Origin of the sequence: Chitinophaga qingshengii, from assembly GCF_014529935.1 — a bacterium.
Lineage (GTDB): Bacteria > Bacteroidota > Bacteroidia > Chitinophagales > Chitinophagaceae > Chitinophaga > Chitinophaga qingshengii.
The window spans coordinates 253,724-275,436 of record NZ_JACVFC010000003.1 but is presented as its reverse complement, the minus strand read 5'-3'; the positions used below and the strand labels follow the sequence as shown (position 1 = coordinate 275,436).

The window sequence follows — 21,713 nt, the reverse complement described above, 5'->3', positions numbered from 1 at the left end:
TCCATGCTGATACCTACCACTTGGGCATAACAATGGCCGGCCGCTTACACCGCGATGGATTCGAAATATTCACTGGATACGGCTACCAGGATATTCTTCTGCAACATGTTGACTCTTACCAGAATTTTTTGCTGACCTTTTACTTCTACTACCTCGCATGCCAGGCCACATAATATTCCGTCTTTGATCATCAGTTGTTTGCCGGGCTGGAAGTAATCATCCGAAACTTCTATCGCTATATCACTCGTCTGTTGCGTAATCAGCTGAATACTATGAATAACTTCTTCTTTTACCTTTACTACTTCTTTTCCCGTTCTGACATAGTATAATACTGCTTCCAGGCTTAGCACCCTGTAGTAGGTCTCCAGGTCTTCCAAATAGATAAACAGGTAAGATGGAAACAAGGGGGCATCAATGTATTTTTTTCGGTCTTTCCATACGCGTAAAACTCTTGCAATCGGCAAAAAGTTGACAATATTTGAAGCCGACAAAAAAGCTGCCACTTTTTTTTCGTGTCGGGGCTTGGTATACACCACATACCAGCCAATTACTGGGTCGCTCATTGAGGGTATTTTCTTAAGGATACAAATAAAACGGGTCTTCCGTTCAGACTAGCGGTTCCGCACAACTATCCTGAAGAGAAATTGTTCAGTAACGGACATAGCTGTCGCTAGCGTGACTCCCGCTACTGTACATCTACATAAAAAAATAAATGAGTATTTAAAACGACGAAATAAAGTTAACACCAAACACCCAACAGGATGCTTTTGAATTTTCCGGATAGTATCAGCTAGTATATAGCCTGTATTTAATCTCTGAATTTAGTCTCTAAAACATTAAGGAAAAAGCTGATCATTTGAGGGTTTCGTTAACTGGTTTTATCGTTGTACAATTTTCGGCACTTCTATCGTCCTTATCAGTGGCCCGAATTTAGCAAACATATTTTATTCAGCAAAAAAAAATTATCAGGTGTCATAACAGCCAAACAAAAAAGCAACGTATTATAAAAGGTACAATCCGGTGAAATATTAATTCAGTAAAAGAATGCATGGAAACCAGGCCACAGTGGCAGATTGAATCTATAGCACAGTTGTTAACAATCATTTAATATCATCAGTACGGCTGACCATTATTTTTCAAATACATTTTTAAAATTGGTAAAAAACAATTTATATTTAATGAGCAACCCCTGCTAAATCTTACAGTACCGGGATTTTATCTCAGTGTCCCCTATCACTGACAGGAATATACGAATGCCGCTGCCCTTATTAACAACGACCGCAACCCACTTGCAGCAGGCAAATATTAACATAATCGACAATCGTGACAAAAAAAACAACCATTCAATAGGAATCCTAACCATAGTAAAAGAAAACACCCCAATAACCAAACGCAAAAGAGGCTGCCCCTTCCGGGAACAGCCTCCAACATATGGGTTGATCACTAATTACTGCAATAGCTTCTCCACTGTCACATCAAAATCGTTGCGGTGGTAATAGTCCATCGAAGTGGCTATCCTACCCTCTTTATCCACAATGATCAGATGCGGTATACCGGTAATATTAAACAGCCTTCGAACGCCGGTTTCTTCTTTAAATCCACCGTCGGCCAATACCTGCATCCATTCCATCTTCAGTTCGTCCATGGCTTTTTTCCATTTAGCCTTATCATCGTCTACAGATACACTCACAAACACCACGCCCTTATCTTTATAACGGTTGTAATGCTCGCGCAGTTTCGGCACGTAAGCGCGACAGGGAGCGCACCAGGAAGCCCAGAAATCCAGCACCACCACTTTGCCCTTCAGATTGTTCAGCGCGACAGCCTTACCGGCGGGATCTTCGGTTTTGAAGGCCGGCAGCGGTGAGCGGGACTCCATTTTGCGGTAGGTCTCTACTCTTTCTGCCAGCGCTTTTCCCGGCTCCGTATTTTTCCCTTCTGGTGTAAGGAGGGCATACGCCGCTTTAGCATCTGCCGAGCTAACGGCATTGCGCTGGGCGATCCAGGGGGCGATGGATTGATCGGGATGCGCAAAGAAGTACTTCATCGGCACCATGCCGCTGTTCAGGTACGCCCACCATTGTTCATTGTACCTGCCTCCTTTGAGATGGGCGCCGGTCAGTGAATCGAAACTGCATTCGATGGTGTAGTCGGTATTTTCGAGGAATACCTCTACCCTTTTGGTGCTGATCTTCAGCAGCATCAGTTTGGGATGATCCACTTTACCGGTGTAGGTAAACGTACCGTTTTCGATACGTACGCGGGAAAGTTCAGTGGTGGCTTCCCCGGTACGCTCCAGAACGGCCACGCTACCACTGGTGATGCCGGTTATTTTGCCGCGGATTACGAAACCGTCTTCCGCAAGGCCCGACAAAGGCAACAACCATAAAATCAGTAGCGGGATGTATTTCATAGGGATAGTTATTTAATGATCTCGGCCAGTTTTTTCTCTACCTGCTCTCCATACAGATTTTGCGCCAGTACTTTACCGTCGGGTCCTATCAGTACATTGAAGGGGATATAGCTGGCACCGTAAGCTGCCGCTGCTTCATCTGCCCAGCCTTTCATGCTGCATACGCTGGTCCAGTTGATTTCATGCTTCCCGACAGCGTTTACCCATGCATCTTTTTTAGAATCCAGGGAGATAGCGATCATGGAAAAGTTTTTATCCTTAAACTTGTCGTTCGCTGCTTTCAGGAAGGGGATCTGTGGTTTGCAGGGACCGCACCAGGAAGCCCAGAAATCCAGGAATACGTATCTTCCTTTGAAGTCCGCCAGGGACACCATCTTACCGTTAGCATCCGGGATGCTGAAGGCCGGCGCCAGGTCGCCGATCTTTACTTTGCCCAATGGACCTTGTACCTCGCCTGGTTCGCCGATTTTAACAGACACCCCAACAGGATCTATTTTCCCAGGGTGCAGATAACGTTGCAGGGTGCGGGTCGCCGTTGCTTTTTCTCCCAGTTTAGGCAAAATTTCCTCCATCTCCTTTGCAAAATAAACGGTCGTCATATAAGCAGCCGGTCCGGAGTTAAGGTGTTTGTCGAGCCACTCCCGGTAAACCTTCTGCAGGCGTATGGATATCTCATTATATTCTGCGCGGTATTTTTCCAAAGCGTCTTCATCTCCTACCTTGTTCGCTTTGATCATCATTTCATTCAGGTCGTTCTGCCGCTTTACATCACCTTTCTCAGGGTCTGTCAGCACCATTACTTCCTGCCAGTCTTTCACCCAGCTATCGCCGGTATAGGTCGCCTTATCGAAATACGGGCCTTTGCCGGTGATATTCATTTTACCATTATCCAGGTAAACGAGCGTGGCACCCTTTTCTCCCTGGCTGCCGATTTGCAGGATATAAACGCTGCCTCCTTTGGGTAACGGTTTTTTAAAGGTAAAGCCATGGTTCTTTATACGGGTGGTGTCAAACTCTCCGGTGTAGGGCTCCAGCAAAGTGACGAGGGAATCATTGGGCGCTTTATCCAGTTTAGCGGTGATCACCGCCTGCGCCTGAGCATGATAAGCTCCTATAGCCAGTATGCAAGTAGAGAATATTCTTTTCATAGCAGTTTCGTTTAAATATCAGGCACCCTGAATGGCGGAAAGGGTGAAGCCCGATAACAATTTTTTTATTGGATTATTTGGATATTTTGTTGCTGATCATGTCTTCCATTACCTTGATGGTTTCTGCGATGTAGATATCTTTCGCTATTCGCTGATGGAAGTCTTTTGTGGACGTGCTTCTGTCCTCCTGGCGAAGGGATGGATGTATGGACCGGTCAACCGGTGCAGCGACCTGTACAGCAGTCGTGTCCCCCTGCAGTTTAGCTTCCCTGACACTCTTTTCCAGGGCGGACACCTGCGTGTACCGCTGCCGGAAAGAAGCCAGGTCCAATGCTGCCGGTTGCGCATTCAGCTGTTCCAGCCGGCCGGTATTTTTTACGATGCCGGTAAGCACGTTGTCTGATGCAATCCTTTTGCGGGCGTTGTCTACTACGGTGTTATAGTTAAAGTTGTAGGCCTGGCGGTCAAATGGCAATAGTTTCATGGTATCGCATGCCAGGGCGGATGGGTAATCCTTTTCCATGATGGATTCCAGGTTCATTTTGTTTTGCAGCACGATATCCGGGCGTACGCCTTTCAACTGGGTAGATTCGCCGGTAACGCGGTAGAATTTCTCTACCGTCAACCGCATGCTGCCGTAGCTCACATCAGTGGTACCCTTAGTCTTATCTCCCATTTTTCCCAGGTTAGCATTGGATTGGGCGGTCCCTTTTCCGAAGGTGGACGAGGTACCGATGATAAGTCCGCGTTGGCGGTCCTGCATAGCAGCCGCGAATATTTCAGAAGCGGAAGCGCTGTTTTCATCTACCAGCACTGTCAGCGGTCCCTCATACAGCGGCGCTGTGGCAGGCGAATTATAGCGGTCTACCTTTTCCTTTCCCCGGAGCCAGGTCATAGGGCCGGCCGGTACAAAACAGTAGCCCATACGTACCACTTCATCGAGCGCACCGCCGCCGTTGCCGCGGAGGTCCATGATAATACCATCCACTTCTTCCTGTTTCAGCTTTTCCACTGCCAGGGCCACATCATTGCAGGCGCCATTGACTTTAGTGGGCGTATCGTCGGTATAAAACATAGGCAGATAGATGTAACCGAAACGTTGACCATCGCGGGTAATCACTGCCGTTTTAGCGCGGTTTTCCGTATCGATCACCTCTTCTCTTTTTACTACTACATCCCGTGGTTTGTCGCCCGGCTGCTGGAGTTGCAGTTTCACCGGACTATCTTTTTCGCCGCGGATCATGGCAGCGACTTCCGTAGCGGGGATACCGGTAACATTTTTCATCTGGCCCTGATGGTCGGAGATAGCGAGGATAAGATCATTTTCCTTCACCTGGCCGCTGCGATAGGCCGATCCGCCGGGCATCATCCTTTTCACAAAAAAATCGGCTTCCTTTATGCCCAGTTCAATACCGAGGCCATAGTAGCGCCGGCTGAGCACATCGTCCAATGTCAGTTCCTTCGGCGCCGTGTAGACCGTATGCGGATCTATTTCCAGGGCCGCATCGGCAATGTATTGGAAAAACTTATCATTAGGCGCCTGCGGACGGGTAGCCTGCTTGAAAAAGTCAGCATGCCATTTTTGTACTTTTTCGCGGGCTTTTGTTTCCAGCGCCGGGTTAAGGGCAGTACCGGCGGATGAATCCTGCATTTCCATATAGTACCGGAGCGTGTAGAATTTCAGCAGCTTACGCCATAATGCCGCCTGCTCTGTTTTATTAGCCGGATAAGGTGCATTTTTTCGTGCAGCCAGTACCGTTTCCTTTGCATTCAGGTCAAAAGGACGGGCCAGTACCTGATTGCAGAGGGTGCTTAATTCGTTGATGCGTTGGGTATATAACTGGTACGCCTCATCGAAAAATGCGGTATTGGATGATTTTATCTCCTCATCGATCGTGGATTGAAAGGCCGACAGGCGTTGGATATCTTCCTGTAAAAAGATACACCTGTTGGGGTCCAGGGTGGCGATATATCTTTTCCATACGGCGGCGGCGTAGGTATCGTCCAGTGTTCTGGGCGCAAAATGTGTCTTGTTGATTTTATTAAAAACAGCGGAGATCACCTCTTTGCGGTATGCCGGCCAGGTGGTGCTGTCAGCAGGCGCCTGTGCGCCGGCGGAGTAGCTGGCTGATAAAGCGCAGGCTATTCCTAATAAGGGTATATTTTTAGCAAATACTTGTTTCATATATTCAGATAATTAACCGGTAAAAAACAGATCAGGGCTGTTCGCCGACGGATTGCAGGTCGATGCCGAAATCATTCCGGAAGTAGGTCAGCACGATTTCGTATTTCTGTTTAATGAGGCCCGTTCTGTCCACTACCGGACTTAACAGCGTAGCATCCAGTTCTGCTTTGGTTTTACCGGTGATCATTTCTATATATCCTAAAAAGTCCTTTGTCAGGCTCATTGTTCCTTCTTCTGTGTCTACGATCGCATTGTTAAGCCTTTCCGAAGGCGTAATCCCTTCATAACTCTTAGACGGCGTCAGCGCAATAAACGCATTGGGAATGGCCACAATATTGGCTCTGAAAGCCCGCTCTATATAATACCGGTGCAGTTGTCCCCGCATCCGTTTGATTTCGGCAGGCGTTTTACCGGGCAATGCGTCATTGGCCCAGCCAATAGCCAGCATACTCCTCGTGGCAGTAAAGCCCCTTGGATTCATTATTCCTTTAGCACCTATCCCGGAAGCCAAAAATATCTTGAGAGGCATCGTCGCCTGTACAAATTTTTCCGGATAGATATTCAGCAGCTGATCGTAAAAAAAACGAATAGAAGCGCCGATGTACGCCGGATTAGCTTCATAAGCGGTATCCGCTCTCTTGTTCGTATAGTCATATGCGTAATCATCCTGTGAGAATTTATACAGGATATAAGTATCATATTTTTTATGAAAAGCCACAATCGTATCGTCATAGCTGTGATTACCCTGCGGCAGCGTATAAAATGGCTTTTGCGGAGAAGGTTCCAGCTTAGCGCTTTTGTTGCACGCTGTGCAAGCGATCCCTGCGGCCAGTAAAACATGGTATATTTTCATGTGTTGTAATTAAGAGTGGTCAAATGTACTATTGTGGCATCCTCGTTCCGGAGAACAATGGGTTCTGTACCAGTCCGGGATTACGGCTTAGAACATCGTCAGGTATCGGGATTACGTACATCGGGTCCCGGGCCGGCAGTCTGAATATCTGTGTGGTTGTTTGGTCCGGTGTATAACTATGTGTGATGGAAGGCATACCATAACGGCGAAGATCAAACCAGCGGTGCAGCTCTTCCCGGTATAGTTCCCGGCGGCGTTCATCCCGGCACATTTGCAGCAGTTCAGCGCCCGGGCGAAGGCTCCATTCCCTGAAAGAGGAAGCGTCCATTCTGTTACTGCGCAGGGTATTGAGACTTTTCAGCGCCTCGGCAGCAGCAGTCGCATCTCCTTTGGTCCGGTATAGCTGAATATAGGCTTCTGCGCGGTTCAGGTAAGCCTCGGCACTACGCCAGGAATTGGTGCCGTATATGTTTTTTCCATTACGCTGATCCAGATTTTTCATCTGACTAAAATCAGGTGCAAACATTATTTTATCTGCTGGTGTGTTGATATAAAAGCCGGTCGCCTTACGCAAATCATCGTCCTCAAAAGTGTTAACCAGGTCGTGAGAGATATCATATGCCAGTATATAAGGCATAATGGTCTGTTCCCTGGGGCTACCGTAGGCCCAGATCGTCTCCACATTATCAAAACCCACTAATGGTTTTCCGTCCGGATCGGGCGCACCGCCCCAGGAGTTCAGGTTCATCAGCTGTGGATGTAATAAGATCACTTTATCGGCATGCTCAATACATTTATCCCATTTCTCCATATAGAGATATACCCTGCTGGCCAACAAATGTGCGGCAGCGGGAGAAATACGGAATTGCTCCATTTTTTTATTTCGTTTATCCAGTAGATAGATAGCACTATCCAGGTCTTTTTCCACCTGGTCATACACTTCTTTTACGGTATTTCTCGCCAGGTATTTATCGGTAAGCCCCGCCGTGGTCCGGATGGGAACGCCCAGACTTTTATCTGGCGTAGTCAATGAGTCGTTGTACGGCTTTGCATAAATATTCACCAGTGTAAAGTGATAGAATGCGCGCAACAGAAATGCTTCCCCTTTCAGCAAATCTTTCTCCACCGGGTCACCCTGCGAATTATCCGCGTTTTCTATCGCCAGGTTAACACCCAGCAATAGTTTGTAATAGTTTCCCCAGGCATTGATATTACCAGGGAAACCCGCAGCCGTCAACAAATTAGCGAACTGTGTTTGCCATTGAAAGACCCCGGCTACCAGTGGCGGCAATGATAAATTAGCGATAGAGGGACCATAGTAGCATTGTGTATCATCATCCAGGAAAACCATCCATGGCTGCAGGTCTACACCGCCTCGTGGATATCCCTCCGTTAACAACAATGCCTCATAATCCTTAGTCGTCTTTGGTGTGATATCTGACTGTGAATATTCCTGCAGAAATTTTTTGCAGGATGTCATACATAATGCGCCTATGATGACGATAAACAATTTTTTCATGTTGTTAGATTGAACCATTTGACGTTAAAAAGAAGCATTCACACTCAAAGTATATGTTCTGGCTATCGGCAATGCGCTGCTACCAACGCCATCGATTTCCGGGTCCTGTCCATGTAACTTGCCATTGGCGATGGTAAATACGTTCGTCACGCCCATGCCCAGTGACAGATTCTTAATACTGGTACCTGTCAGCATAGAAGCTGGAAAACCATAACCCATCCGGATGGAGTTGCACCGCATATAGTTATTGTTGACAGTTCTCAGATCTGACCACTTGTAGGCAGTGAACCTATCCACTTTCAAGTCCTGGGTCTCCATATTCTGCTGCGGCAGCTGATAAGGGACACGGATGTATTCGAAAGGATTGGAGGCATCTCTGATAACAGGGAAATTTGTATATAACTCATCCCCCGGTTTACGCCAGCGATCCAGGTATTCTTTTGTAGTATTGACATAGGGCGCCGGTACGCCGTTGCCGACCTGCGTAGTAGGGAAAGGATCGTTCATGCGCTTGCTGCTGCCCAGACTCACATATAACAGGGCGGAGACAGAAAAGGATTTATATTGAAAAACCGGTTGGATAGACCCTGTTATTTTCGGGAACATTTGCCCTGAGTATACCAGCAGTTCATCCGGGTTAGACGTAACGCCTTTACGGTCCAGTTTTCCAAACGTTGGTAATCCCGTATTGTGGTCTAAACCGGTAAACTGATAGGAGTAAAAACCGCTGATGGGCCTGCCGGGAATATATCCGGAACCGGAGAGTAACGATTGAAAGTCATACTGGTAAGCATTATTGGATACTTTATTAAACACGCCGCCGGTAGTGACGGTAAAAGTGAGGCCAGACTTTTTATTGCGGAATGCGGTGAAATCCAGGCTGGCATCCCATCCGCTATTGGTGATGGAGCTACCGTTGCGGTACATCACATTCATACCATATTCGTAAGGAATAGGGATCATATCCAACACATCCACAGACCTTTTCGTATAGTAGTCGAAGTTTACCCGAAGACGGTTATTAAACATGGCGAAGTTGGTACCCAGGTTCCACTGATAGGTTTTTTCCCAACGCAGGTCCGGGTAGGGCATTGATTTGATTTTGAGAAAGGGAACCTGGGTGAGGAAGTCCCTATCGCCCGCGTTTGTGGAATAGGTGGCTATCAGGCTGGGCCCCACAGCGTCCACCACATTTCCCTGTGTACCATAGGAAGCACGCATCTGCCAGTCGGTCAGCAATGTCCCTGCCGGGAACCACGACTCCATGGCGGCATTCCACCGGGCTGAGATACTATAGTTTGGCAAAAATCTGGCATTCGAAAATTGACCGAAGCGGTTGGAGCCATCTGTCCGGATCGTTCCACTCACAATATAACGGTTCATCAGGCTGTAGGCGCCGGTGGCATAGTAAGATACCGAGTTTGTCAACCCATTGGTGATAACGGTATTATCGAATTTCGAACGGCTTATATCAGCAGGCATAAAGGTCTTTCCCCGGTCAGGATAGTATCCGGAAGCAGTGGTCACTGTACCCTCGGTACTAATACTGCGGATCTCATTTCCAAGGGTAACGCTGAACTGATCTCTTTCCTTAAAAAAGCCCTTTCCATAATCGAGGCTATTTCTAATTCCCCATGCAAGTGACTGCATACTGGTCATATAAGCCAGACCGCCATTTGGCAGCTGGGCCGATTTCAGTTGCCAGGGCTGTGGCGTTTCTCCATATGCCCATCCCCGCATAATGGAAATCCTGCTGGTTTGCTCATCGGCTGCGCTAAACCCTGCCGCCGCGTCGGTACTGACGTTGGACTGGTTTCGGAAAACAAGTCCCCTTGCAATTTTATAATCCACTGCCACATTCAGATAGCTGCCACGCTGGGTGGTAGTATTCTCTGAATGCGCAATTTCATTTTTAAAGTTCATGGGTATAGGCGTATAATTTTGTTTCAGCGGTATACTCGTCGGGCCTTGCTCTATGACTGCCTGTACCGGGTAAAAATCATCTTCACCGATAACGCGGCTGGTCTGTATGGCATAGGTCAGTGGGTTGATACCGTTGTAATAACTGGTGGCTTTGCTATATGACAATTGCATGGACGCGTCCAGCGAAAGGCGTTTATTGACCTGTGAGCGCAGGTTAAAGGATGCTCCATAAGTCCGGTTGCCCTCCTGCTTAGCTTGTCCGTTATTCATGGAATAGGTACCGGAAGCATAATATACTGTTTTACTATTGCCACCACTCAGGCTCAGAGAGTGTTGCATGCTCAGGGGACTACGGAACAGTGTTTTAAACCAGTCCGTATTACGGGTTTCAATGCGGGATACCCGTTCGTGGAATTCCGCTTCTGTAATACGGCGGGCATACAGCGCGTTCAACAGCCCTTCGTACGTTAATTCTTCGTAAAGGCCGGAGTTTCTTTCTTCATAGGTGACATGATCTTCCTGTAACTGTTGGGAAAAGAGTACTCTTTCCCTGGAGTTCATCAGGTTCATCTGGCCATAGGAAGGGCGGGAACGCAGGGACAGATTGGTGTTATAGTTTATCTGTACCGGTCCTTCCTTACCTCTTTTGGTAGTTACCACAATAACGCCGTTGGCGGCACGGGTACCGTAGATAGCCGTAGCAGCGGCATCTTTCAGGAAAGTAATACTTTCAATATCATAAGGATTGAGGCCACTGATAGCGTTACCCATTAATTCAAAATTGGACTGGGCAGCATTATCTACCAGTTTATTCAGTACCGCGTTGGAAATATCCACAGGGTCAGGGCGTATCATCCCGTCAATCACCCATACCGGTTGCGTGTTGCCGATCAGGGTAGAAGTACCACGAATGCGCAGGTTGGGTTTAGCGTTAACACCGCCCGAGTTGTTGATGATCATCAGGCCAGGCACCTTTCCCTGGAGCATTTTGTCTACGGTAGTTTGACCGGGTTCCAGTATCTGTGCTGCTTTCAGTTTGAATACAGAAGCGGTAGATAAACGGGGATCGATCTTCTGGTAACCGGTCACTACTACCTCCTGGATATCGCGGGCGATAGTGTCCATTTTGAAGATGATCATCTCCTGACCAGCTTTTACACGATAGTTCAGGGGTTTCATGCCCAACAGGGACATGTTCACCGTTTCATTTTCCTTTGCCATCAGCATAAAAAGGCCGTCCGGTTTGGTGATGGTCATCTCTTTAGATTCCAGGCCTTTAATGCTTACGCCGGCCAGTGGCGTACCACCGGGGTCCGTCACCTGGCCGCGTAAGACAACAAATACACCTTTAGGATCTTCGTTGGAGGTGGTTCTGCTTTCGTAAATCACGATACCGCCCATATCCACGGTGAAGATCAGATTGGTACCTTTCAGTACCTGCTTCAGCAGCGATTCCAGGCTACCTTGCTCGATCTGCACGGTCACCGAAGGCTGGCGGCCTATCAGCTCACTGTTATAGGTAAAACGAACGTCCATCTGTTTGCGGAGTTCCTTCAATACCTTGCTGAGTGGCATGTTGGCAGCTTTGTAAGATACCTTCCTCGAAAGAAGCGCTTTGGCGCCCTCATCTTGCGCGACAACAGTACAAATAGCTGTCAGCAGGAAAAACGACAGCATAACACATCCCTTCACGGCATAGCGTAATAAGGCCCTTCGCAGGAAGGGCAAATCCTGCAACTGTTTCATGGTGGTTGATATTAAAATTTAAGGGAGCAACGGCTGGTCACTGCATTGCCCGGCGACACCGCCGGTTTTCCTCGTTTATTATTATTTTTTCACATGTACAATACGATCATCTGCTTCCCTACCTTCATAGTTGGCTATCACTATGGCACTTGAGTGGCAAAAAAGGGTGAAGACAATTTCATCATTCACAAAAAAAAGCACCATTTTCCGGGATGCTGGTCCGTACGTCCGTTATAGTTAGCCGTGCAAATCCAGACTTATTCTTCCTTCGGCCTAAACGAAAACCGGCTACCCCGGGGAAGGGACAGCCACTTCCTTAGGATTGTCTTTTTACGTGCACAGTACGGTCTTTTACTTCAAAACGGACCGCCGGCAGTGTTTTCATGATCTGGTTGAGTACATCCTGCAAAGTAGCAGGCTGGTGTATATCTATCGTAAAATTCATTTTTTTCAGGCCGGCATCGTCGAAAACGAAATCATAGTCATAATTACGTCCCAGGCCGGTGGTGATATTCTCCAGCGCGGCATCTTCATAGAAGATGTCTCCATCTTTCCAGGCCGCATAGGTGCGGGCTTCCGCCGGTTGTTTTTTCAATGCACCATCCTGGTGCAACACCGCTTGTTCATCCGGGAGCAGTACCACCTGCTGCGCTCCTGCTGTCACCTGTAGCTTACCACTGCTGAGGGTAGCCGTCATATCCGGCCCATAGGCGTTCACGTTAAAGCTGGTGCCCAGTACTTTCATGCTGGTGCCGCCCGCATGAACAATAAAAGGTTGTGTGGCCTGTTGAGCTACGTCAAAGAAAGCTTCTCCTTTTACCGTCACTTCGCGGGAGGCGCCGTGGAAGGCTGCCGGGAATATGAGGCGGGAATCTGCGTTTAGCCATACCCGGGTGCCATCTGAAAGCCGGAGCGAAAACCGGCGGCCGCGGGGTACATCCAGTGTATCCATGGCCGTTACCGTTTCGGATGCGCTGCCGGCTGCATACTCCAGATGGTCTGTATTGGCTTGTATACGGGCGACGGTATTATTCTGTATCAGTTGTGTGTCCAGTCCTAAAGTAACTGTGCGGCCACCGGAGAGGTGCAGTTTCACTTTTTCTTCCGGCAGGGCATCGGCTATCTGCATGGGCGCCTGCTTGGGGCGGAATGTCCACCAGGCGGCGCCGGCAGCGAGTACCACGGTAGCTGCCACGGCGGTTTTGATGAGCAGGCGTATACGGCCGCTCCGTTGGTCCCTGGCTTCGGTAAAACGCTGCCATCCTTCTTCTGCCGGAAAACTCCCGGCTTTCAGCCGGGCCTGCATTTCCCTGGCGGCCGCCAGGGCTGCCAGTTCCTCCGGCTCCAGGCCGGAAGACGGACGGCCATCTTCCAGCTGCTGCAGCAGCTTGTCCCAGTCAATATTATGTTCGTTATTATCTAAGTTCATAGCTGGTTATCATTAAGGCAACCGATGTAAAAAAAAGGGTGAAGCCTTTTTTACCACCGGGATAAAAAAAATAAAAAAGAGACCATCCGGGCCATCCATCCACATTCTTTTCTTAAAAATTGCAGGGCCAGTTTGATCTGTGTTTTCACCGTATTGATGGAAATATCCAACGCGGTGGCGATGTCCTTGTATTTAAGCCCGTCGCGGTTACTCATGAGAAAAATACGCTGCCGTTGTTCCGGCAGCCGGGAAACAGCCGCCCACAGCGCCTTATTGCGCCGTTCTTCCTCTTCCTCGTCTTCCAGCGGGAAATAGCGGGTCAGCTCTTCGATGACATGAATTTCTTCCAGCTGCGTTTTGCCGGACTTGCGGATATAATTCAGCGAAGCATTTTTGACGGCACGGACAGCGTAATGCTTAAAGTCGTGCGTAATCCGGATGAGATGGCGCTTATGCCAGCAGTACAGGAAAAAGTCCTGCACCACGTCCCTGGCCGCATCCTCATCTTCCACAATATAATAGGCTACCGTACACAAAAAGGTGTAGTGCTGCCTGAACTGCTCCTCAAAGGAAACAGCCTCTCCTGATCCTGGTTGATGCATAAGCCACTTTGTACTTTCATAATTAGCCGTACAAAGTAAAAAATAATCCGGATTTATTGCCATCTTATCCTGTTAGATATACTCACATGTTATTATGGTACTGGTGTATGGTAATTTAATAACAGGCAATCATCTGCAAAAAAAGGGTGAAGGGAGAAGGAACTTTTTTTATTTTGACGGAAATTTAAGACCCATGACTATGAATACGGCTATCTATATCAACTAAAAAGGCGCACTGTCAGTGCGCCTTTTTAGTTCGTTCCTCCTGTATGGCGATGGCCTTGCTGAGGCCACTCGTTTTAATATCCAGGTAACCATTTCTCCCCTGCTTAAAATCTGCTTCGGCTACCGTCTGAAAGTTGATGATCACCTGACTGTCCTTATAGGCGTATTGTTTACCCCAGCGGGAAGAATCAGCCAATTGCAGGGCGTAATGATCTTTCAGGTAGATTTTTATTTCCTGCTGCGCGGCGTAACTCATAATCCGGAAGGCAAAGCCGGCTACTTTGGCATTGAAGGCCAGCAGCTCTATATGTGGCGGCGTATAGCGGTCAAATAGTATCCCCCCTTTGTTATCTATCCCGTAGGAGATCATATTGGAAAGATCATAGAGTTTTCCTTCCTGTATGCCGGTAATACCCTGCAGAATGGTGGCAGGCGCTTCGTCAAACTGCAATTTGGCCAGGTCCGTTTTGTGAGATTGCGCAAAAACAGTCATATGGGATGCACTCATGATAATGGCTAACAGCAAACGTTTCATAAGTATCGCTTATAGGTATAAATGTACGAAATTTCCAACACCGGAAATCAAATCAACTGCAGTTCCCGGGCACTTTTCACCAGTGCCACCATGTTACTGACGCCGAACTTCTGCAGCAGTGTAGCCCGGTGGGTTTTCACTGTAAGGGGACTGATAAATAACTCCGCGGCAATGTCTGCTGAGCGTTTTCCTTCCGCCAGCAGTTGCAGGATTTGTTTTTCGCGTTTGGTGAGCTCGGGTATTGTTGCAGGCGCATTTAAGCCGGGGCGGGAAATGATTTCCTGTACTTCTTTTGAGATAAAAATATTTCCCCCCATAACCTCCGTGATGCATTGTGTTACCTCTTCCGGAGTGGCCGTTTTTAAGATATAAGCACCAGCACCTTGTTGCAACATCTGCTGAATAATACTCCGGTCACTTAAATTGCTGACCGCAACTATCTGTGTGTCCGGCCAGCGCCGGCGGATTTCTTTGCACAACCGGATACCGCTGGTATCGGGTAAACTGATGTCGAGCAATATGATGTCCGCTTCGTTATCCGCCATAAACGCCAGCAGACTGTTTCCCGTATGAAAACACCCCACCACCGTCCATTCCGGCTCCATTTCGAGCAGGTCCTTTAGTCCTTTTACAACGATGGGATGATCATCCACGATAGCTATCCGTAACATACAATTCAATATTGATGACAGTACCATTTTCTCCGGAGTCGATCTGCATGCGGCCCTTTAGCAGTTCTACACGGCTGCGGACGCTCGCCAGGCCAATGCCGCCCGATGGAGGGCTGGCGGTATCAAAACCTTTTCCATTGTCTTCCACGGTAATAAAAAAGACAGCTGCCTCCTGGCTGCATTGCAGCAGTATTTTAGTAGCGCCCGAATGACGGGCCGCATTGTGCAATAACTCCTGCACCATGCGATAAATCATGGTTTGTATACGCGACGGGATATCCTGCTGTATATTAAACGTATTAAATACTACCTGTAATGGCGGGGTGAGCATGCTTTCGCAGAGATCTTTCAGCGCCGGCTCCAGTCCCAGTTTCAGCAACGATTCCGGCATCATATTACGCGCAATGCGGCGCAACTCCTGTACAGAACCGCCTAATTGTTCCGCTACCTGTTGTAAAGCAGGCTGCTGTTCTTCACTGCTTTGTGCAATGCGGCCCAGGTTAAGTTTCAACCCGGCAAGCGTACCTCCCAGCCCATCGTGCAGGTCCCGCGCCAGGCGGGCACGCTCCCGCTCTTCCCCCTTCAGCAAAGCATCGGTAATCTCTACCTGGCGTTGCTGATCTATCACCCGTATTTGTTGTGACATCCTGATTTTACGCTGACGGATCACGTAGAGGAAAAAAAGCACCGTCAACGCCAGTATGGCGCATGCACCCCACAGGAGGTAACGCTGTAAACGGGCCCTGTCCTGCAACATGAGGATCTGCTGCTCTTTTTGCGATGCCTGGAACGACATCTCCATTTCATTTATTTTCAGCGCCATCTGTTTTTTATCGACGCTGTCTTTGACGGCTTTGTATTTTTCAAGCCAGGTATAGGCTTCTTCCGCTTTGCCCATTTTACGGGAAAACAGCGCCAGCGCTTCGAGGGAGTTGAGGGTAAACGAAGACAGCCCATCTTCCTGGCTCATGGCAAGCAGTTTTTCGGAAGCCTTATAAGCGCCGGCATAGTCTCCTTTGGCTTCCAGCAGTTCTTTCTGTGCCGTATACACGTCGTATTGATTGCTTCTTCTGTCATATGCCTTCAGTTCCTCCAATCCCAGGTGGAGGGACTTTTCTGCTGCCGGCAATTGTTTTGTTTCCACATAGTAACGGGTCTGTAAACCGTAAAACCGCCCCCAGAGGCTGGTTTTCCCAACTTTTTGCAGCTGCCATGCAGCGGTGTCCAGGTATCGTTTGGTGCGATCCAGGCTGTCCATATAAAACATCAGTAGCGCTGTGCTCAGGAACGACTCTGCAATTTCTTCCGGCTTACCGGCGCGTTGTATGAAGTACAAATCCTGCTGCGAATAGGCATACGCCCTTTTATACTGTTCCATCTCCGTCAGTCCGGCGGACACGTTGTGCAACGCCACCGCATATACAAACGTATCTTTCAGGGACGCGACAACAGGTAATGTACCAATGAGTAGTTCCATTGCCTTCTCCATGTGTTCCTCATTAGCGTATGTAAACGCCAGGTTGTTATTGCATTTTACATACAGCGACCGGTATGCGATGGAGGTACTGTCTGTAGCCAGGATTTGCCTTGCGCTGTCGTATTGTGCAATGGCGCTGTCATTGATAAACTGCATCGCATATACGTAACCCAGCCTGTAGTGCGCGAGGGCCTGGTAGTAAGGATCTGGCACCTGTCTGCTGAGCTGCAGCGCGCGCATACTCAATTCACGGGCCACCGCAGGCTTACCCATATTGAACCAGGCGCTGGAAAGGTCTCCCATCAGGCGGATACGGGTAGTATCGCTGGTCGCCTTGTCCAGTAAACGTTGCAGGCTGTCTATCCGATGCTGATAAAGCTGGGCAGATGACCGGGGTACGCTACCATACAAGCATATGCATATAAACAGGAATCTTTTCACATGTGGGAAGTTAAAAACAAACCATTCCTAATTTACTATTTATCAGCCTAAAAAATAAAAAATACTCCCTTGGGAGTATTCCCCCGATGCACGCTTTATCTCAATTTTGAATCGTGAAAAACTCATCCTGTCTGATCTTGTAAAACCTCATCAACATGCGTATCTCTGTTCTCCAACTCGCGGTACTTGCCACTGTTAGCCTGGCGGCCTGCAAAAAAGACAACAACGGTCCCGGTGGCGGTGGCAACTCCCATTACGGCGCCGGCTCCATTTACCTCAAACAGGGGACCGACGGTATCCGGCGCATGGACATGCCTACCGGTGTGATATCACAGGTAGCGCCTAACTGGATAGGCCCCGGCTGGGATATCAGCTGGGATGGGAAAACCGGTGTCAAACAAATGGACCCCACCGGCAACGCCGCCAGTAGCGATTATGTACTATTCAATACCAGTAATAGTTCCGTGATCCGAACCATTCATTACAGTGCTCCCAGCGGCGACGACCACGATGGCGGTCTGCCTATGATTTCCCCCGATGGCAGCATGCTGGCGCTGCGGCCTACGCTCGACGATGGCCTGGTGATCATCGATATGAACGGCCGGCTTATTAAAAGTCTCTCCGGTTACGGCTCCTATACTTTTCAATACCTGGACCCGGTTAACTGGGCGCCGGATAACACCCTGCTTTTTAAAATGAATGGTGCACTGTACCGCACCAACAAAGACTTTAGCCGTGCCTCCAAAGTACGGGACATTCCTTTCACCGACTGGAAAGGGCAGGTGACGGCCAGCCCCGACGGCAAAAAAATCGCGCTGTCCGCAGGCAACCATATCTGGCTGATGAATGCAGATGGCAGCGATTTTCATGTGATTACGGAAAGTATTCAAACGGAACTAAGTCCCTCTTTTTCCCCCGACAGCAGGTACATTGCTATTGCGGCCAATTCCAGGGCCAATACGCCCGGCGATGGTTTTGGCACCGCCTATCATCTTTGCCTGGTGCCGGCTGACGGGCAGCTGTACAAGGTATATCCCGGGGAAGATAACCGCGTGATACAGCCGGCTGAAAAAGGCAAACCCGATAGCAGAGGGCTCGGCATCGCCATTGTGGGCGATTTCGTATGGCGGCAGTAAGATTTCAGGAGTTACCCAAAACAACGATCGCCTTTTTCAGGGCTGGGCTATAAAACAGGCTGATTTCTTCCGGTGCCGTATGCTGGAAACCGCTGCCATCGATGGTACCGATGTAATCAAAACCGTTGTTGGGATGCGGCAAAGGCCAGTCACCCGGAAATTCCTCCGGCGCCAGGCCGGTAAAGATCCCCGCGGGTCTTTCCTGTTGTATTTCCAGCAGGTAACCGGAAACCGTATCCTTTTTCAGCATATCCGGTGTCAGTGCCCGCAGCCGTTCCAGCCGGCGGATGTCTTCTACCTGTAATCCCGGGCGGTTAAACTCTCCGGCGTACAACTCACCGTATTGCTGATAGTACGCTTTCTTCAGCTGATACATGGCCTCATTCATGTTGTATTCGATTTCGATATCCGTATAGTCGTCCGCGTAGCGGCCGGCGGGTATGGACCGGTAATCTCCGAAATAACGCCAGTCGGCCTCAAAACGGTATTTCCCGTTGATAACGTCAAAGCCCATGATATCCGGGCGGGTATAATCCGTATGGTAATCCTCCTGTTCTCCTACCGGGCCATCATAAAATTCTTTAGGGCTGACAATATGCAGCCACTCGTTTTTGCCGGGGTACATAAATGCCAGGTTAACAGATACGAGCGGTAAAAAGTGTTGCTGATGCAGGGAGATATCATCCTCAAAAACATCTTCACAGGCAGGAAACAGCCTGATATGATCCGGAGTAATTTGCATGGCTACAGTTCAATGTTATGGCGGCAAATGTAATCAATTGACCGTAAAACGATTACTGTCGGTGAAGGTGACCGGTATTTTACATATATTCGCTGCATTAGCAGATACATTTCAATATGAAAAAATACGCCTTATTATTTCTTGTAATGTTTTCGTTGTCCGGCTATGCCCAGAACACGATCAACAACTACCAATACGTACTGATTCCGGAAAGATTTGACTTCTCCCGGGAAGATAACCAGTATGGCCTTAATACCCTGGCCAAGTCACTGCTGGAAGAAAAAGGGTTTACCGCCTATTTCGACAATACCGATTTGCCTAAGGAGCTGGCCGGTAACAAGTGTAGCGCACTGAAAGCAGAAGTAACACAGCGTAAGGCGCTGTTCGCCACCAATCTGACCCTTATTTTAAAAGATTGTCAGGGTAATATCGTCTTCAAAAGCAAAGAAGGAAAAAGCAGGGAAAAAGAGTTTAACACCTCTTACAACCTGGCTTTAAGAGATGCCTTTGCTTCCCTGAAAGACGAACCTTACACCTATAACGGTACCGCTCATACGCAGACAACAGCCGTTGCTGTTGCTGCGCCGGCCCCTGCAACATCAGCACCTGCTCCGGCAGCGGTAACAGCGCCTGCGCCTGCACCCGCTCCTGTACCGGCTACACCGGCAGTAAAAGATGCAGCGGGTACACTGTATGCTCAGGCTATTTCCAACGGTTACCAATTGATCGATACTTCACCGAAGATCGTGTTAACACTGCTGAAAACATCTGTTCAGGATTGTTTCATCGCTGAAAACGGTGCACTGCATGGTGTGGTGGTAAAAAAGAACGGAGACTGGTATTTTGAACACTATAAAGAGAACCAGTTGGTAGCGGAGAAGTTGCTGATTAAGTTTTAGTGATGATCTTATTGCCAGTGGTGTTGCAGACGCACTTACCACTGGCATTTTTTTCTATTATAACAAACGCCTCAGTTGTCTCACGGCGTCTTTATGCCCACCCTCTTTTGCTTTCTGAAAATAGTACCTGGCCCAACGTTTTGATATCGGCACCCCTTCCCCTTCCTTGTAACAAAGTCCCAGATTATACTGTGCTTTAGGATCGTTTTTACGGGCGGCCTTTTTGTACCAGTACACGGCCATTACCTGGTCCTGCTCCAGTCCCCGACCATAAAAGTAACAGTATCCCACTTCTCTTTGTGCTTCTGTATCTCCCTTTTGGGCTGCCAGCAAATACCATTTCACGCCCTTCCCATAGTCCTGTTCCACGCCATCCCCATTGATATAACTATAACCAATGTTGTATTGCGACACTATGTGTCCCTGCCTCGCGGCTTTACGATACCAGGTGATAGCTTTTGCAATATCCTTCGTGCAACCCAGGCCATGATCATAACAGGTGCCCAGGTAAAATTGCGCTCTCTTATGCCCACTGCTGGCAGCAGCCTGCCAGAGGGCAAAAATATTGTCCCAGTCTTTTTCTTCAGCATCTGATTGAAAGGCCAGCTGGTACCCCAGGAGAAAGCGCCGCTGCTGCTCTTTTTTGCTCAGAAAAGTTATCGTGTTCATTGGGTAGCAGGATAAACAACAAAGGTATCATTTTAATCTGACAGCTTTGATCATCTCGTATGCATACAAGGGCACAGCCCAGCCCAGCCAGAAGAAAGAGGGACTGATGTCTTCAAAATTACCCAGCCGGTAGATGACCGGCATTTTCAGTATCAGTCCGGATACTACAAATGCCAGCGTTACCAGGTAACTCCTGATCATCCAATCCTTATGCTGTTTAAACTGCCGTTTGATAGCCAGCCACAAAGCAATACCCGTGGTGGTGATCCATACAGACACCCATATCTGCAGGGAAAAAGCGTAGGCCCAGTTAACGGCATAGGCAGAGGTGGAAGCCAATACGATGGCGCAGAGGCTGCTGACGAGGATAGCCAGCAGGTACAGGTAACCTATAATGCGGTGCAGCCGTTTATTGGCTAATAATCTTTTCCAGAATTGAAACGGTCCCAACACCAGGGCGCCGCCACCGGAAGTAATATGGGCCAGCAGGAACCATCTGACGGGGAAGTATTTTCCTAGTGCCTCGGGTGTCAGTTGCAGATATTGATCTGCTCCGTGCATGAATGTCCAGGTAACAAAAAGGATACTCAGCCAAAGTAAAACAAACATTCCATCCTTTACGGTAAAAGTCCCGCCGGTAATAACTTTATTCATGATGCTTTCAGTTTACAGATACAAAACTCCGTATCTGCCCTGCAAGAATCAATAACCGAAAAATTATTCGGTATAGGCAGCGGCCTCCGCGATATGTTGTTTTACCTGGTCGCCATATCGTTTTCCCCAGTCGTCGATGGCCGCTACCAGCGGGATCAGCGACAGTCCGAGGTCTGTAAGGGAATAATGGGTCCTGAGCGGGAAACCGGAAGCAGCGCCTTTTTGTACCAGGCCCATGGCTTCCATTTCACGGAGTTGCATGTCCAGCACCCGCGGCGTAGCTTCAGGGATTAAACGGTGTATTTCGCTGGGGCGTTGATAGCCCTTATGAATCAGATCGATGATGCAGGGTTTCCATTTAGCGCCTAACACCTGCATGTATACGGTAATGCCACAATCCAGGTCTACCGGAGTTTTACGTTCGTAGGTAAACATTGAGTAGTTTT

General features: G+C 48.5%; 18 protein-coding genes. 2 read left to right on the top strand and 16 right to left on the bottom strand.

Annotated elements, in window-relative coordinates; translation table 11 throughout:
* Positions 1-44: 44 nt before the first annotated feature.
* From ICL07_RS20775 to ICL07_RS32730, 12 genes are all read right to left on the bottom strand, one after another.
* Positions 45-563 carry a UpxY family transcription antiterminator gene (locus tag ICL07_RS20775; RefSeq protein ID WP_188089965.1) on the bottom strand — a complete coding sequence of 173 codons (519 nt, stop codon included), beginning with the start codon at positions 561-563 and terminating at the stop codon, positions 45-47.
* 884 nt (positions 564-1,447) lie between these two features.
* Positions 1,448-2,413: a TlpA disulfide reductase family protein gene (locus ICL07_RS20770; RefSeq protein WP_188089964.1), complete on the bottom strand. Its 966-nt coding sequence runs from the start codon at positions 2,411-2,413 to the stop codon at positions 1,448-1,450.
* Between the two features lie 8 nt (positions 2,414-2,421).
* Positions 2,422-3,561 (bottom strand): TlpA disulfide reductase family protein, encoded by a 1,140-nt coding sequence (locus tag ICL07_RS20765; RefSeq protein WP_188089963.1) that lies wholly within the window; start codon positions 3,559-3,561, stop codon positions 2,422-2,424.
* Between the two features lie 73 nt (positions 3,562-3,634).
* Positions 3,635-5,746, bottom strand: coding sequence for a carboxy terminal-processing peptidase (locus ICL07_RS20760; protein ID WP_188089962.1), 2,112 nt, complete (start codon positions 5,744-5,746; stop codon positions 3,635-3,637).
* Between the two features lie 31 nt (positions 5,747-5,777).
* Positions 5,778-6,599, bottom strand: a complete 822-nt coding sequence (locus tag ICL07_RS20755; RefSeq protein ID WP_188089961.1) for a hypothetical protein — start codon at positions 6,597-6,599, stop codon at positions 5,778-5,780.
* Between the two features lie 28 nt (positions 6,600-6,627).
* Entirely contained in the window at positions 6,628-8,118 is a 1,491-nt protein-coding gene (locus ICL07_RS20750) for a RagB/SusD family nutrient uptake outer membrane protein (protein ID WP_188089960.1), read from the bottom strand.
* A gap of 24 nt (positions 8,119-8,142) precedes the next feature.
* On the bottom strand, positions 8,143-11,787 hold the full coding sequence (locus tag ICL07_RS20745) for a SusC/RagA family TonB-linked outer membrane protein (RefSeq protein ID WP_188089959.1): 3,645 nt from the start codon (positions 11,785-11,787) through the stop codon (positions 8,143-8,145).
* A 316-nt stretch (positions 11,788-12,103) separates the two neighbouring features.
* Positions 12,104-13,216, bottom strand: a complete 1,113-nt coding sequence (locus tag ICL07_RS20740; protein WP_188089958.1) for a FecR family protein — start codon at positions 13,214-13,216, stop codon at positions 12,104-12,106.
* Between the two features lie 50 nt (positions 13,217-13,266).
* The gene (locus ICL07_RS20735; protein ID WP_188089957.1) at positions 13,267-13,818 is read right to left on the bottom strand and encodes an RNA polymerase sigma-70 factor; all 552 of its coding nucleotides are present in this window, start codon (positions 13,816-13,818) and stop codon (positions 13,267-13,269) included.
* Positions 13,819-14,056: 238 nt separating this feature from the next.
* Entirely contained in the window at positions 14,057-14,578 is a 522-nt protein-coding gene (locus tag ICL07_RS20730; RefSeq protein ID WP_188089956.1) for a hypothetical protein, read from the bottom strand.
* A 47-nt stretch (positions 14,579-14,625) separates the two neighbouring features.
* Positions 14,626-15,249, bottom strand: a complete 624-nt coding sequence (locus ICL07_RS20725) for a response regulator (protein WP_188089955.1) — start codon at positions 15,247-15,249, stop codon at positions 14,626-14,628.
* Complete coding sequence (locus ICL07_RS32730; RefSeq protein ID WP_188089954.1) at positions 15,224-17,167, bottom strand: histidine kinase; 1,944 nt, start codon at positions 17,165-17,167, stop codon at positions 15,224-15,226. Before ICL07_RS32730 ends, ICL07_RS20725 begins: the two co-directional genes overlap by 26 nt.
* A gap of 155 nt (positions 17,168-17,322) precedes the next feature.
* On the opposite strand from ICL07_RS32730, the gene ICL07_RS20715 reads away from it, so the two are divergent.
* Complete coding sequence (locus tag ICL07_RS20715) at positions 17,323-18,303, top strand: TolB family protein (protein ID WP_188089953.1); 981 nt, start codon at positions 17,323-17,325, stop codon at positions 18,301-18,303.
* A 4-nt stretch (positions 18,304-18,307) separates the two neighbouring features.
* Here the strand turns inward: ICL07_RS20715 and ICL07_RS20710 are convergent, their stop codons facing one another.
* A complete protein-coding gene (locus ICL07_RS20710) occupies positions 18,308-19,045 on the bottom strand; it encodes a hypothetical protein (RefSeq protein ID WP_188089952.1) in 738 nt (245 codons plus the stop codon).
* A 116-nt stretch (positions 19,046-19,161) separates the two neighbouring features.
* Between ICL07_RS20710 and ICL07_RS20705 the strand changes: the two genes are divergently transcribed.
* Positions 19,162-19,944, top strand: coding sequence for a hypothetical protein (locus ICL07_RS20705; protein WP_188089951.1), 783 nt, complete (start codon positions 19,162-19,164; stop codon positions 19,942-19,944).
* Between the two features lie 57 nt (positions 19,945-20,001).
* On the opposite strand, the gene ICL07_RS20700 is transcribed toward ICL07_RS20705, so the two are convergent.
* From ICL07_RS20700 to ICL07_RS20690, 3 genes are all read right to left on the bottom strand, one after another.
* The gene (locus ICL07_RS20700) at positions 20,002-20,613 is read right to left on the bottom strand and encodes a tetratricopeptide repeat protein (RefSeq protein ID WP_188089950.1); all 612 of its coding nucleotides are present in this window, start codon (positions 20,611-20,613) and stop codon (positions 20,002-20,004) included.
* A gap of 27 nt (positions 20,614-20,640) precedes the next feature.
* Positions 20,641-21,267, bottom strand: a complete 627-nt coding sequence (locus ICL07_RS20695; protein ID WP_188089949.1) for a DUF2306 domain-containing protein — start codon at positions 21,265-21,267, stop codon at positions 20,641-20,643.
* Between the two features lie 63 nt (positions 21,268-21,330).
* Positions 21,331-21,702 carry a winged helix-turn-helix transcriptional regulator gene (locus tag ICL07_RS20690; RefSeq protein WP_188089948.1) on the bottom strand — a complete coding sequence of 124 codons (372 nt, stop codon included), beginning with the start codon at positions 21,700-21,702 and terminating at the stop codon, positions 21,331-21,333.
* Between the last annotated feature and the right edge of the window lie 11 nt (positions 21,703-21,713).